Origin of the sequence: Streptoalloteichus tenebrarius (genome assembly GCF_024171885.1) — a bacterium.
GTDB lineage: Bacteria > Actinomycetota > Actinomycetes > Mycobacteriales > Pseudonocardiaceae > Streptoalloteichus > Streptoalloteichus tenebrarius.
Genome location: NZ_JAMTCP010000062.1, coordinates 13,160 through 27,071 on the forward strand (window position 1 = coordinate 13,160; position 13,912 = coordinate 27,071).

The 13,912-nt window shown below is 73.6% G+C and carries 12 protein-coding genes; 3 read left to right on the top strand and 9 right to left on the bottom strand.

Annotated elements, in window-relative coordinates; all coding sequences use genetic code 11:
- Nucleotides 1-518: 518 nt before the first annotated feature.
- Nucleotides 519-1,394, top strand: a complete 876-nt coding sequence (locus LX15_RS30060) for a (2Fe-2S)-binding protein (protein WP_253674376.1) — start codon at nucleotides 519-521, stop codon at nucleotides 1,392-1,394.
- Nucleotides 1,395-1,866: 472 nt separating this feature from the next.
- On the opposite strand, the gene LX15_RS30065 is transcribed toward LX15_RS30060, so the two are convergent.
- The 3 genes from LX15_RS30065 to LX15_RS30075 are packed head-to-tail and all read right to left on the bottom strand — an operon-like array spanning nucleotide 1,867 to nucleotide 4,891.
- The gene (locus LX15_RS30065; RefSeq protein ID WP_253674378.1) at nucleotides 1,867-2,730 is read right to left on the bottom strand and encodes an ABC transporter ATP-binding protein; all 864 of its coding nucleotides are present in this window, start codon (nucleotides 2,728-2,730) and stop codon (nucleotides 1,867-1,869) included.
- Nucleotides 2,727-3,848, bottom strand: a complete 1,122-nt coding sequence (locus tag LX15_RS30070) for a FecCD family ABC transporter permease (RefSeq protein ID WP_253674380.1) — start codon at nucleotides 3,846-3,848, stop codon at nucleotides 2,727-2,729. Before LX15_RS30070 ends, LX15_RS30065 begins: the two co-directional genes overlap by 4 nt.
- Nucleotides 3,845-4,891 (bottom strand): FecCD family ABC transporter permease, encoded by a 1,047-nt coding sequence (locus LX15_RS30075; RefSeq protein ID WP_301305508.1) that lies wholly within the window; start codon nucleotides 4,889-4,891, stop codon nucleotides 3,845-3,847. Before LX15_RS30075 ends, LX15_RS30070 begins: the two co-directional genes overlap by 4 nt.
- 171 nt (nucleotides 4,892-5,062) lie before the next feature.
- Between LX15_RS30075 and LX15_RS32835 the strand changes: the two genes are divergently transcribed.
- Nucleotides 5,063-5,185, top strand: a complete 123-nt coding sequence (locus LX15_RS32835) for a hypothetical protein (RefSeq protein WP_301305504.1) — start codon at nucleotides 5,063-5,065, stop codon at nucleotides 5,183-5,185.
- Nucleotides 5,186-6,131: 946 nt separating this feature from the next.
- Here LX15_RS32835 and LX15_RS30080 read toward each other — a convergent pair.
- A complete protein-coding gene (locus LX15_RS30080; RefSeq protein WP_253674382.1) occupies nucleotides 6,132-6,488 on the bottom strand; it encodes a histone-like nucleoid-structuring protein Lsr2 in 357 nt (118 codons plus the stop codon).
- A gap of 133 nt (nucleotides 6,489-6,621) precedes the next feature.
- Nucleotides 6,622-8,076 (bottom strand): lysine--tRNA ligase, encoded by a 1,455-nt coding sequence (gene lysS, locus LX15_RS30085; RefSeq protein ID WP_253674391.1) that lies wholly within the window; start codon nucleotides 8,074-8,076, stop codon nucleotides 6,622-6,624.
- A 102-nt stretch (nucleotides 8,077-8,178) separates the two neighbouring features.
- Between lysS and LX15_RS30090 the strand changes: the two genes are divergently transcribed.
- Nucleotides 8,179-8,952 (top strand): class I SAM-dependent methyltransferase, encoded by a 774-nt coding sequence (locus LX15_RS30090; protein WP_253674383.1) that lies wholly within the window; start codon nucleotides 8,179-8,181, stop codon nucleotides 8,950-8,952.
- A gap of 446 nt (nucleotides 8,953-9,398) precedes the next feature.
- Here the strand turns inward: LX15_RS30090 and LX15_RS30095 are convergent, their stop codons facing one another.
- From LX15_RS30095 to LX15_RS30110, 4 genes are all read right to left on the bottom strand, one after another.
- Nucleotides 9,399-10,184 carry a type III pantothenate kinase gene (locus LX15_RS30095; RefSeq protein ID WP_253674384.1) on the bottom strand — a complete coding sequence of 262 codons (786 nt, stop codon included), beginning with the start codon at nucleotides 10,182-10,184 and terminating at the stop codon, nucleotides 9,399-9,401.
- 95 nt (nucleotides 10,185-10,279) lie between these two features.
- Nucleotides 10,280-10,768 (bottom strand): aspartate 1-decarboxylase, encoded by a 489-nt coding sequence (gene panD / locus LX15_RS30100; protein ID WP_253674385.1) that lies wholly within the window; start codon nucleotides 10,766-10,768, stop codon nucleotides 10,280-10,282.
- 14 nt (nucleotides 10,769-10,782) lie between these two features.
- Nucleotides 10,783-11,772 (bottom strand): pantoate--beta-alanine ligase, encoded by a 990-nt coding sequence (panC, locus tag LX15_RS30105; protein ID WP_253674386.1) that lies wholly within the window; start codon nucleotides 11,770-11,772, stop codon nucleotides 10,783-10,785.
- Between the two features lie 9 nt (nucleotides 11,773-11,781).
- On the bottom strand, nucleotides 11,782-12,681 hold the full coding sequence (locus tag LX15_RS30110; RefSeq protein ID WP_253674387.1) for a Rossmann-like and DUF2520 domain-containing protein: 900 nt from the start codon (nucleotides 12,679-12,681) through the stop codon (nucleotides 11,782-11,784).
- Nucleotides 12,682-13,912: the final 1,231 nt, after the last annotated feature.

A 13,912-nucleotide genomic window follows, 5' to 3' on the forward strand; every position in this document is an offset into this window, starting at 1 on the left:
CTCGCTGCTCACTCCACGCGGGTCTACTCGGACGTCCTCCCCAACGCGCCACCGGCCTGCGTGATTCCGGCCGGGGCCAGGTTGTCCGCTCAGCGCGAACACGTCACCCGATAGGGGACACGTTGCCCCATACGGGTGACCGCCCTCACCGCGCGCGGCCCAGAGGGCCAGAGGTAAGGTTAGGCAAGCCTGACCACGTTCCGTCGGGTTGACCTGGGACAGGATTCCCGTTCTCGGAGGCGAGGACCCACCGTGTCGCGCACCACGACGCCCGAGATGGCCGGGGCGGCCCCCGCCGCAGCGACCAGCGCCGGGCTCGGGGTGCCCCCGGGCCATCGTGCCCTCCCCCACCCGGCTCCGCAGGCCGGGGCCGGACGGACGCGGGCGTCCCACCCCACACCTCGCGGATCACTGCGCGGCACGCCGGGGGTCGCCGCGATCCGCGCTCGTCACCCTCGGCACGAGGACACCGACCGGGTGCGGGCGCCCCGCCCGGCACAGCACGGGGAGGCCCGACCGTGACCCTCGCCCCTGACCTGCGTGTTCCCCCCCGCGCGCCGGAGCACCCGCTGGTGGGCGCCTTCGCTCGGCTCGCGCCGCTGGCCGCGATGATGGAGCTGCGGCTGGGCCTGCCCGAGGGTGACGCCGCCGAACGGGCCCGCTGGGTGCGGTGCGCGGACCTCCTCGCCGAGCCGGCCCGGTTCGGGGAGTGGCGCGCGCGGCTCGGCGAGTGGCTCGTCGCGCACCACGACGTGTCCGAGGCGCCCGAGCGCACGACCGCCGGCTACGTCCTGGCCTGGTACCTCCAGGTGCCGGCCCTGCTGGGCGCGACCCTGTTCCACACCGAGCGGCGGGTGCCGTCGCTGCGTCCGGAGGACCTGGCGTTCCGCCTGGCCGAGGGGCGTCCGCACCCCGACGGGATCGCCCTGTTGGACCGGGGCTTCGCCTGCCTGCCCGACGACCCGGCCGCCGGGGTCCCCGGCAGCACGGTGGTCGCCGACGAACAGGCGCTCGCCGCCCTGCTCCGCGCCCGCTACGTGGGTCACGCCGCGCGTTTCGTCGCCGCGTTCGGCCCGACAGTGCGGTTCGGCCGGCGCATGCTGTGGGCGGCGGCGACCGACGCGCTGGACAACTCCGCGTGGCTGGCCGGCAGGGTGCTCCACGACGAGGGCGGCGGCGTGGCCAACGCCGCGCTCCTGCTGCCCGAGGCGGTCGCGCCGCTCACCTCGGGTTCCACGTTGTGCGCGGTCACCGACGCCAGCGGACGCACCGCGTGGACGCGGCGCAGGGAGAGCTGCTGCTTCCACTACGTGCTGCCGGGCGCCGAAGCCTGTGTGACCTGTCCTCGGGTCACTGACGAGGAGCGCGCGCGCCGCGTGCTCGACGAGGCCTGACAGCCCACTCCGCGCGTCCGCGCGCGCCCTGACGGCCCGCATCCAGGTTCAGCGGGCCAGCCAGCCACCTTCGCGCGTCCACGGGGTGCCTGTCTCTCTCCACGCTCTGGGAGTCTTCGGGCCCCGCCGCTGCTCATGGGCGCTGGGGCGCTGGAGCGTTGCCAGAGGACGGGTGTGGGCGGCTGTGGTGGGAGGCGCGCGGCGGGGCCGCTGGATCGTGTGATGTTTTCGCCTGCTTGGGGTCGGGTTTATCCACAGGCGCCAGAGTTGTCCACAGGGCGGGGTTTTGGGCTGGGGCGGCCGTGCTGTGGCCGATAGGCTGGGTGCGGGGTCGCCCCCCAGGGCGGGTGGGGGCTGTCCTGAGGGAGAGGTCCAGCCGCGCTGAATCGGCCGCGAACGGCGGGAACGGCGCAGACGGCATGCCAGCGCCGACCCGGGGTCGAGGCTCCGCGGCTGGTGAGGCGGGCTCCGGTCAGCTCGACCGGTTGCGGGCGCCGACCGGGACCACGAGCGGGGTGCCGGCGACCGGGTCGGGCACGACCCGCGCGTCCAGCTCGAACACCTCCCGCAGCAGTTCCTCGGTGAGCACCTCGGCGGGCTCCCCCTGGGCGACGATGCGACCGGCGCGCATGGCGACCAGCCGGTCCGCGTAGCGCGCCGCGAGGTTGAGGTCGTGCAGCACCATGACCACGGTGCGGCCCGCCTCGGCGTGCAGCCGGTACACGAGGTCCAGCACGTCCACCTGGTGTGCGAGGTCCAGGTAGGTGGTCGGCTCGTCGAGCAGCAGCAGGTCGGTGCCCTGGGCGAGGGCCATCGAGATCCACGCGCGCTGCCGCTGGCCGCCGGAGAGCTGGTCCAGGGTCCGCTCGGCGAACTCCAGCATGCCGGTCAGCCGCAGGGCCTCGGCCACCGCCGACTCGTCGTCGGAGGACCACTGCCGGTACCAGGTCTGGTGCGGGTGCCGGCCACGCGCGACGAGGTCGGCCACGGTGAGGCCCTCCGGCGCCTGCGGGGTCTGCGGCAGCACGCCGATGACCCGAGCCACCTCCTTGGTGGGCATCCGGTCGATGCGCTTGCCGTCCAGCAGGACGTGCCCCTGCTGCGGGTTGAGGAGCCGGCCGAGCGCGCGCAGCAGCGTCGACTTGCCGCAGCCGTTCGGGCCGATCACCGCGGTCACGGTGTTGTCGAGGACGTCGATGTCGAGCCCGTCGACGATGACGTTCTCGCCGTAGCCCAGGCGCAGGTTCTCGGCGTGGAGACGGGAGGGGGGCGACCCGCCCTCCTGACGCGCGGTCGCCACCGGGGCGACGGACTCGGCTGCGGGTAGCGCGGTCATGCGCGGACCTCCCGGTAACGCCGGACGAGCAGGTACATCAGGTAGGGGGCGCCGAGGACGGCGGTGATGATGCCGACGGGCAGCTCGACCGCGCCGAACGCGGTGCGGGCCACCAGGTCGGAGCCCACGGTCAGCACCGCGCCGAGCACGGCCGAGGCGATCATCGGCGGCTGGGCCGTGCGGGACAGCCGCATGGCGATCTGCGGGGTGGCCAGCGCGACGAACGCGACGGGGCCGGCCGCCGCGGTGGCGACCGCGGCCAGCGCCACCGCCGCGAGCAGCAGCAGCGCCCTGGTGAGGTTCACGCGGACGCCGAGCCCGCGCGCGGTGTCGTCGCCCATCTGGAGCGCGCCGAGCGCGTGCGCGCCGAGCAGTGTCAGCGGCACGAGGACGGCCAGGGCGATGGCGACCGGCGTCACGTGCTCCCACCCGCGCCCGTTGAGGCTGCCGGTCAGCCACACCACCGCGCGGCTGGCGTCGGTGACGTCGCCGAGGGTGAGCAGCCAGTAGGTGAGGCTGCTGAGCAGGGCGTGCGCGCCCAGCCCGACCAGCACCAGCCGGTAGCCCTCGACGCCACGTTGCCACGCCAGCAGGTAGACGAGGATGGCGCTGAGCAGGCCGCCGACCAGGCCGGCCAGGGGGACGCCGATCTCGGCCAACTGCCCGGTGAGCGAGCCGTAGCTGCCGCCGACCACGATCACGCTGACCGCGGCGGCCCCGGCCCCGGCCGTGATGCCGGTGATGTCCGGGGTGGCCAGCGGGTTGCGGGTGATGGTCTGGGTGAGCGCCCCCGACAGGCCGAGCGCCGCGCCGACCAACGCGCCGGTCAGCGACCGGGGCAGCCGCAGGTCGAGCACGATGAACCGCTGGGGGCGGTCGCCGCCGCCGACGAGCACGTTGAGCACGTCGGTGACGCTGAGCGGGAACTCGCCCCGGCCGATGTTCACGGCCATGAGCAGCACCACGACGGCGAGGCCGACCAGCGGGACGGCCAGCGCCCGCGCCCGCAGCACCCACGAGGCCGGCCCCACGCGCAGCGGCGGGCGGCCGGGCACGCGCTCCGGCCCTCCGCTCGACGCCGTCTCCAGCCCCAGCGTTCCCCGCGCACCCGCCGTCACAGCCGCACCAGCTTCCTGCGCCGCACCAGCGCGATGAAGAAGGGCGCGCCCACGACGGCGAGCATGATCCCCACCTGGAGCTCGCCGGGACGCGCGACGACCCGCCCCGCCACGTCGGCGAGCAGCAGCAGCACCGCGCCGAGCAGCCCCGAGTAGGGCAGGATCCACCGGTAGTCGGCGCCCACCACGGCCCGCGCGACGTGCGGGACGACGAGCCCGACGAACGCGATCGGCCCGCACACGGCCACCGCCGCCCCGGTGAGCAGGGTGATCGCGGCGATGCCGAGGGTCCTGGTGAGGCGCACCCGCTGCCCCAGCGAGCGCGCGACGTCCTCGCCGAGCGCGAGCGCGTTCATGCCGGGCGCGTTGGCGAAGGCGAGCAGCAGGCCGAGCACGACGAACGGCAGCACCTGCACGGCGAGGCCGAAGTCCCTGCCGGCGATCGCGCCGACCTTCCAGAAGCGGTAGACGTCCAGCGCCTGCGCGTCGAGCAGGACCACGGCCGAGGTCAGCGAGTGCAGCAGGGCGCTCATGGCCGCGCCGGCCAGGGCCAGGGTCACCGGGGTGGGGCCGCCCCTGCCGACCGAGCCGAGCAGGAAGACGCCCACGCTGGCCAGCAACGCCCCGGCGAAGCCGAACCAGACGTAGCCGTAGATGTTGGTGATGCCGAGGGCGAAGATGCCGAGCACGACGGTGAAGGCCGCGCCGTGGGTGACGCCGAGCAGGCCGGGGTCGGCCAGCGGGTTGCGGGTGTGCCCCTGCATGAGGGCGCCGCCGACGCCGAGCGCGATCCCCACGACCAGGCCGAGGAACGTGCGGGGCAGCCGCTGCGACCGGACGACGATGTCGTTCTCGGTGCCGGTGGGGCTGACCAGCGCGTGCCAGACGGCGTCGAGGGACATCTCCTTCGCGCCGACCGCCACGCTGAGCAGGGTGGCCACCACCAGCAGGCCCAACACCAGCAGCAGGCCGGCCACCCGGCGGCGCCGCCGCGCGGCGATCGCTCCGCCCCCGGACCCGCCGCCCCGCGCCGCGCTCACCAGATCGGGAGGGGCCGGGGCGGGTCCGGTCACGCTCTGGCTCACGCCGCGCTCCTCCCCGTGATCGGGCTACCTCATTAGGTTAGGCGCACCTAACCTCTAGCGCGCTCAGCCTAACGGAACAGAACGTCCCCCCAAATGAGAGTCCGATCTCGGCACGGAGGTGTGCGGACAGTGGCGGGCTTGGTCGCGATGGGCAACACCCTCGGCCTGACCGGGTGCGCCGACCGGGACCAGCCAGCGGAGGACACGCCGACCACGTCCGCCGGAGCCTCGACACGGCTGGGTTCCCGCTGAGAGCGCGGCACGCGATGGGCACGACCAGGAACGACCGGGCATCCACCCCGGGTGGTCGCCCTCGACGCCAGCTCCGAGGACTCCGCATCGACCCTCGACGCCGACGCCGACCAACGCCGTGGGCTTCACCACACATTGGGGGGGACTGGCGAGGACCTGCCCGACTACCTGCGCACGGGGCGGCGCGGCAGCGGCAGTGGCACGGGCGCGTGGCCAGGCCGGTCGACAGGCTGACCGTGCCGTGGATCGAGTCGGTCATCGAGCGGCGGACGGATCTCATCCTCTCCACCGAGTTCCGGCACGAGCAGCCCTGCCAGCGGTGGCCCAGCTCACCGCCACCGTCCTCAGCGGGACGATCAGCCCGACGCGTGAGGAGAACATCCTGCCGACAGCAGGGCGCTGGAGCGGGAGCCACTCACGCGTGCCCGCGTCGCAGCGCGCGAGGTCCGCGCGCGGAAGGTCGGCGACAGCATGTCGGCGACAACATCCGGGCGAAGTGGCGCTTGACCCCAGCGTCTCGGCACTGCTGTTCACCAGCGAGCCCACAGCGCGGCAGCGGTTCCAGGGCCATCCGCTGTGGCCGCCGGTTCCGGGGCCGCACCAGGGTTGACGACCTCACCGGGATGACGGCGGTCGGTGTCCAGGCGCGCCCGTCATCCTGGACGACCTGGCCACACGGCCTTCGGCGTCGGTCCTGCCAAGAACTGGCGGGAAGCGGTGATTATTTCCCGCGCGCCCTCTCTTCCCGTCGGCGCGCCTGGTGCGTTTGGCCCCGTCCACTCCCTCGGTCGGGGCCAAACGCATGTACGGACAGTTTCCGTCAGGTCATACACCGTTAGGTATGGACCATGTTAAGCCGAGAATGCGCGACGGCGGCCGCAAGACGAGGAGGGGGCTTTCGCTCCACGAGCGAAAGCCCCCTCCCGCAGGTCAACCCGCCGTCAGCTCAGTTCTCGTTGTGGTAGGCCTCGAGCACCTCGGCCGGGATGCGGCCCCGGTCGGACACCTTCATGCCACGCTTGCGCGCCCACTCGCGAATGGCCTGGTTCTGCTCGCGGTCAGCGGCGGCCGGACGGGCCTGCGCCGGACGGGCCGCGGCGCGACCGGCGCCCCGACGACGCCCACCGCCGCCAGCCCTGCGCGCCGCCGCCACGAAGTCGGCGAGGCTCTTGCGCAGCTTCTCCGCGTTCGCCTCGGAAAGATCGATCTGGTAGGTCACGCCGTCCAGCGCGAACTCGACCGTCTCGTTGGCCTCGGACCCGTCCAGGTCGTCCACGAGCTGAACGGTGACCTTCTGCGCCATACGCGTCATCCTCCCTGCAATGGAATGGCGGCGCGGAAAGCCCCGACCGCCCGCGGCGCCACAAAGACTACGGCAGTAAACCTGCGGCAGTTCTAGCGCCTCGGGAAGAATAATGCAACACCGGTACGCGCGCTCATTCCGGGCGGACGAGCGGGAACAGGATCGTCTCACGGATCCCGAGGCCGGTCAGCGCCATCAGCAGCCGGTCGATACCCATTCCCACGCCACCGCTCGGTGGCATTCCGTACTCGAGTGCCCGCAGGAAGTCCTCGTCCAGCCGCATGGCCTCCTCGTCGCCGGCGGCGGCCAGCCGGGCCTGCGCCTCCAGCCGCTCCCGCTCCACGACGGGGTCGACCAACTCCGAGTAGCCGGTCGCCAGCTCGAAGCCGCGGACGTAGAGGTCCCACTTCTCCGCCACGCCCGGCTCGCTGCGGTGCTGACGGGTCAGCGGGGACGTCTCGAGCGGGAAGTCCCGCACGAACGTCGGGGCGACCAGGTGCCGGCCGACCAGGTGCTCCCACAGCTCCTCGACCAGCTTGCCGTGGCCCAGCTTCGGGTCCACGTCCAGCTCGTGCCGGTCGGCGGCCTTGCGCAGCGTCTCGGCGGGGGTCTCCGGAGTGATCTCCTCACCGAGCGCCTCGGACAGCGATCCGTACATGGTCAGGCTCGTCCACTCGCCGGACAGGTCGTACTCGGTGCCGTCGACCAGGGTGACCACCTGGCTGCCGAACACCGCGTCGGCCGCCTCCTGGATGAGCTGGCGGGTGAGCACCGCCATCGAGTCGTAGGTCTCGTAGGCGGCGTAGAACTCCAGCATCGCGAACTCGGGCGAGTGCGAGGAGTCGCTGCCCTCGTTGCGGAAGTTCCGGTTGATCTCGAAGACGCGCTCGATGCCGCCGACCACGCAGCGCTTCAGGTACAGCTCCGGCGCGATCCGCAGGAAGAGGTCGATGTCGAAGGCGTTCGAGTGGGTCACGAACGGCCGTGCGGCGGCCCCGCCGTGCAGGGTCTGGAGCATCGGCGTCTCCACCTCCAGGAAGCCCCTGCGGTGGAACGAGTCGCGCAGCGAGCGCAGCACGCCGGCGCGCGCCCGCACGGTGTCCCGCGCCTGCTGGCGCAGGATCAGGTCGACGTAGCGCTGCCGGACCCTGGTCTCCTCGGCGAGCTCCTTGTGCGCCACGGGCAGCGGGCGCACCGCCTTGGCGGCCATCCGCCACTCGTCGGCCATCACCGACAGCTCGCCCCGGCGGGACGTGACGACCTCGCCGCGCACGAACACGTGGTCGCCCAGGTCCACGTCGGACTTCCAGTCGGCCAGCCGCTCCTCGCCGACCCGGTCCAGGCTGAGCATGGCCTGGAGCTCGGTGCCGTCGCCCTCGCGCAGGGTGGCGAAGCACAGCTTGCCGGTGTTGCGCACGAACATCACGCGGCCGGTCACCCCGACCACGTCGCCGGTGGCGGTGTCCGGGGGCAGGTCGGGGTGGCTCTCGCGCACCTCGCGCAGGGTGTGGGTGCGGGGCAGCTCGACGGGGTACGGGTCGACGCCGGCAGCCAGCAGGCGCTCCCGCTTCCGCCGGCGCACCCGCATCTGCTCCGGGACGTCGTCTTCGCTGGTCACGGGCTGCTGCTTGGGCTGCTCAGTCACGGTGCACAAGGGTACGGAACCGCGGCCGTTGACTACCGTGGGGTCGTGGACCCGCTGGCCGAGCTTCCCGAGGCCGAGCTGCGCGCGCGGCGGGCGTCGTCGTTCGGGAAACGGGCGGCGGAGTACGCCGAACACCGCCCTGACTACCCGCGCGCCGCCGTCGAGTGGTGCTGCGCGCCGGTGCGCGGGCGGCGGCCGTCGCGGGTCCTCGACCTCGGGGCGGGGACGGGGAAGCTGACGGCGGCGCTGGTGGGCGCCGGCCGGGAGGTGGTCGCGGTCGAACCGGACCCGGCGATGCGGGCGGAGTTCGCCCGCCGGGTCCCCGGGGTCAGGGCGCTGGACGGGACCGCGGAGGACCTCCCGCTGCCCGACGCCTCGGTGGACGCGGTGCTGGTCGGCCAGGCGTTCCACTGGTTCGACCCGCGGGCGGCGATGCGGGAGGCCGCGCGCGTGCTCGCCCCTGGCGGTGTCCTGGCGGCGCTGTGGATCGCCCTGGACGACAGGGTGGGCTGGGTGGCCGACCTGGCGGACGTGGCCGAGACCGGCGTGCGCCACGGCCGGCTGCGGGGGCGGGGGCTGCCGTTGCACGAGCGGTTCGGGCCGCCGGAGCGCGCGGAGTTCGCGCACGCGACGCGACGGACCGCCGAATCGGTGGCGGCCATGGTCGGGACGCACTCCGTGATGCTGGTCAGGGACCCGGCGGAGCGGGCGGCGCTGCTGGAGCGGGTGCTCGCGTTCCTCCGCACCCGGCCGGACGGCGGCGCGGGCGAGTTCGTTCTGCCGCTGACGACGATCGCGGCGCGCGCGACGCGCCACTGACTGATCGTCAATACCACATTTCGCGGAAAATGATCGTGGTTCGTCGGTGGGCGACCGGAAGTCCGCGAGATCGGCGAAAAACCTTCACGTTTCTCTTTCTCCGAGGTTCGCCGCGGCCCCCTGAGGACACCCCCCACCCGTCCCGGGGGGCGAGCCCCGCTCCAGCCTATCGCCGGCCCGTCCCCCGCCGCAGCACGCGAGATCAACATGTGGATGACCACGGCGCCTGTGGATAACTCCTACCCCTGGCCGGGCGAAGGGCTTGACCGGCGCCTGCCGGGCTGGCAGGCCACGAAAGGGAAGCCGGCCAGCCGACGGCAGGCACACGGTGTCAGGGACACAGCGCCAGGAACACCCGACAGGGACACGCCCTCAGCCGCCCGAGTCCGGAACACCCCTCAGGAACACAGGTCAGCAACGCCGGGTCACGACACGGGAGACGCCGATCAGCGGACGTTGCGCTCGAACACCAGGCGCAGCCCGAGCAGGGTCAGGTCGGGGACGTGGTGCTGGATCATCGTCGACTCGGCCACCACCAGCGGGGCCAGGCCACCCGTCGCGATCACCGTCGTCGGCCCGTCGTGCTGCGTCTCCAGCTCGGCCACGATCCGCCGCACCAGCCCGTCGACCTGGCCGGCGAAGCCGTACACGATGCCCGACTGGAGGCACTCCACCGTGTTCTTGCCGATCACGGAGCGGGGTCGCACCAGCTCGACCTTGCGGAGCTGGGCCGCGCGCGAGGCCAGCGCGTCGACCGAGATCTCGATGCCCGGCGCGAACACGCCGCCGAGGAACTCGCCCTTCTCCGAGATCACGTCGATGTTGGTCGAGGTGCCGAAGTCCACCACGACGCAGTTGGTGCTGTAGAGGTGGTGCGCGGCGAGCGTGTTGATCACGCGGTCCCCGCCGACCTCCTTGGGGTTGTCCACCAGCAGGGGGACCCCGGTGCGCACGCCGGGCTCGACGATCACTCTCGGCACGGTCGCGTAGTACCGGCCGAGCATGACCCGCAGCTCGCGCAGCACGGCGGGCACGGTGGACAGCGCCGCGATGCCGGTGATCTCGTCGGCGTGCGCGCCGAGCAGGCCCCGCACGGTCAACGCCAGCTCGTCCGCGGTCATCCTGGGGTCGGTGCGCATCCGCCAGTCCCTGACCAGGATCGCGTCCGCGCCCCGCCCGGAGTACAGGCCGAGGACGATGTTGGTGTTGCCGACGTCGATGGCGAGCAGCACCCCGAAACCCCTTAACTCGTCAACGGGTCACGCCGGCCGGTCGGCCGGCGGAAGTCAGCGCGGGGCCGGGGCGCGGCGCGCGCCCCGGCCCGCCGTCAGCTCTCCGGCTGCAACAGGGCGTCCAGCCGGGCGGCGTCGACGGTCTCGGCCGGCGGCGCCTCCGGCTCCGCCTGGGCCACCACGGCGCCGCTGCTCAGCCCGGAGCCCTCCGGGGCGTGCCCGGGGTCGCTGCCGCGCTCGACCACGCGGTTGTCGCCGTCGACGAAGACGACCTTGGGCCGGTACGAGCGGGCCTCGGTCTCGTCCATCACGCCGTAGCTGATGACGATCACCAGGTCGCCGGGGTGCACCAGGTGCGCCGCCGCGCCGTTGATGCCCATCACGCCGCTACCCCGCTCGCCGGGGATGACGTAGGTCTCCAGGCGCGCGCCGTTGGTCACGTCGACGATGGCGACCTGCTCGCCCGGCAGCAGGTCGGCGGCCTCCATCAGGTCCTCGTCCACCGTGAGCGAGCCGACGTAGTGCAGGTCGGCCTGGGTCACGGTGGCCCGGTGGATCTTGGACTTCAACATGGTGCGGAACATCGCAGCCCCCTGTCTCACCAGCCGGTGCCCGGCGCCTGGCGGAGCGCCGCGGGGTCCCCCGTCGATCCCGTCGGCGACGTCGTCTCGGTCGTGCCGCGGGCGCCGTCGGGCGTCCCGTCGACCCCGGCGCCCAGCAGCACCGAGCAGTTGTCGATCAGTCGCGTGGCGCCCACCCGCGCGGCGACCAGCAGCCGGGCCTCTCCGGTCTCCGGCGCGGGTCCGAGGTCGAGTCCGCGCAGCTCCAGGTAGTCGACCTCGACCAAGGGGTCGGCCGCGAGCACCGCGCGGGCCGCCGAGAGCACGGCCTCGGCGCCGCCCGCGCCGGCGTGCGCGCCGGCCGACAGCGCGGCGGACAGCGCCAGCGCGCTGGTCCGCTCCTCGTCCGACAGGTAGGCGTTGCGGGAGGACAGGGCCAGCCCGTCGCCGTCCCGCACGGTCGGGATGCCGACGACCCGCACGTCCATGTCCAGGTCACGGACCATCTGCCTGACCAGCACGAGCTGCTGGTAGTCCTTCTCGCCGAAGAACGCCATGTCCGGCCGGACGACGTTGAACAGCTTGGCCACGACCGTGAGCACGCCGGTGAAGAACCCGGGGCGGAACGCGCCCTCCAGCTCCTCCCCCAGCGGTCCCGGCCGCACCGTGGTCCGCCGGCCCTCCGGGTACATGCTCGCCGGGGTCGGGGCGAACACCAGCTCGACGCCCTCGGCCCGGCAGGCCTCGACGTCGGCGTCCAGCGTGCGCGGGTAGCGGTCGAAGTCCTCGTTCGGGCCGAACTGCAACGGGTTGACGAAGATCGACACCACGACGACGGCGTTGGGGATGCGGCGGGCCCTGCGGACCAGCTCGCGGTGCCCCTCGTGCAGCGCGCCCATGGTGGGCACCAGCACGATCCGGCGACCGACCGTGCGCAGCGCCCTGGTCACCCGGCCCAGCTCGGCCGGGTCGTGGTGCACCGTCAGCTCGCCCGGGGTGTAGCCGTTGCCGGGCCTGTTCGGCGTCATCTCGCTGTCCTATTCCTGTTCGCCCTGGTCGTCTCGCAGCGCCGCCCCCACCTCGGGCGCGGCGTCGGCGCGCAGCACGCCGGCGGCCTCGGCGCGGTCCGCCGTCCGGCGCGCCATCACCCGGTAGGCGGGCACGGTGTCGGGGGCGGCGGAGCGCAGCACGGCCAGGTGCCTGCGCAGGGTTCCGGCGTCGCCCCGGGCCACCGGCCCGGTCAGGGCGCGGTCACCGTGTCGCAGCACGTTGTCGAGCGCGGCGGACAGCAGCGGGCCGAGCAGCCGCTCGGCATTCTCCACCCCGGCGCCCCGGAGCAGGTCGGCGGCGTCGGCCACCAGCGTGATCAGGTGGTTCGCACCGTGCGCCAGCGCGGCGTGGTAGAGCGGGCGGGCGGCCTCCGGCACGCGCACCGGCTCCGCGCCCATCTCCACGACCAGGGCCTCGCCGACGTTCCACGCGGCGTCGTCGCCGGGGGCGGCGGTGACGCCGAAGCAGCAGGCGGCGAGCCGGTCGAGGTCCTCGGGGCGGCCGGTGAAGGTCATCACGGGGTGCAGGGCCAGCGGCAGCGCGCCCCGCTCGGCGGCGGGCGTGAGCACGTCGACGCCGTGGGCGCCCGAGGTGTGCACGACGATCTGCCCCTGGCGGAACGCGCCGGCGGCGGCCAGTCCCCTGACCGTGCCGGGGAGCACGTCGTCGGGGATGGCGAGCAGCACCAGGTCGGAGCGGGTGACGACCTCGTCCGGCGGCAGCAGGGGCACGTCGGGCAGCAGGTCCTCGGCGCGGCGCAGGGAGTCGCGGGAGACGGCGGAGGCGGCGACCACGACGTGCCCGACGCGGGCCAGGGCGGCGCCCAGCACCGCGCCGACGCGGCCTGCCGAGACGACGCCCACCGCGAGGCGGGCCGGCCTGGTCATGCGTTCGCTCCTCCGTGCTGTTCCAGTCCCGCGCCTGCCGCGGGTACCGGACGGCGGGCGCGAGACTAACCGCCCGGGTGGGGCGCACACGTGTTCTGGTGATGAGCTTCACCCGGTGGGGCGGCGCGGGGTCGGGGCCGCCCGTCGGAGACGCCGGAGACCGCCCGACCAGGGCTGCTCGGGGCGGGAAACCGCCACCCGGTCGGGAGTTCGGAACGGACGGTGACCGCGCGTGCCGGGGCCGTGGCGGACGAGGAGGGGCGTCCGACGAGGAGCCGGACCGGAGGACCGGGCTCACCGGAGGACCGGTTCGCCGGATGGCCAAGGCCGGCGGATCACCAGGCCGGCCGGGATGACAGGGGATGTCAGGGCCGCCGGACGACGGAGATCCCGCCTAGGTGTGTTGTCCCGAGGGGTTGCGAACGGCCCGACACGTAGCCGGATGATCATGGAATGAGGGAGGGCCTCCGGGTTCGGTGTGGATTGCGACATCACCCACCAAGCCACAGCAGGCCCTCATTCCTCACGCTCACCCACCGCCGACCGGGTTGGGCCGGCTGCGTCCTGCCCGGTATGTCGCCGACGACGGATGGCCGCTTCGCGTGGCCGCGCAACGCTTCCCGGTCGCGGTCAGCACCAAGCGGCCACAAGGGGCCGGTCGCTACCGCGAAGGAGTGCCCGGCAGGCATGACCGACCGGCCCTCACACCCGCACACCAGCCGCGCATCGGGTCCTCGTGCGCGACGGCCTGGCCCGCCTTCGGCGCCTGGACCGGGCCACCAGCGAGCCGACCCGCCGCGACGAACACCACACGCCCGGCGACCTGGCGCACGTCGACATCTAGGAACTGGGCAGCATTCGCGACGGCGGCGGTCACCAGGGTCCTCGGACGCGAGCGGGGCCTGCGCAACCGTTCCGCGCACCACGATCCGAGCCGGCCACGCATGGGTCCACAGCCGCCCGAACCAGGGCTACAGCCACCCGCACAACGCCGTGAACGACCACAGCAGACTGGCCCACACCGAGACCCTGCCCGACCGACCAGGCACACCGCGGTCGCGTTCCGGGGCCGGGCACCGGCGTTCTTCGCCGCCGCCGGCATCACCGTGGCACGGGTGCTGACCGGCAACGGCGCCTGCTACCGCTCACACGTGTGGCGGGACTGCCTGGCCACGAACGGGATCGTCCACCACCGCACCCGCCCGCGCCGGCCAGGAGACCAACGGCAAGG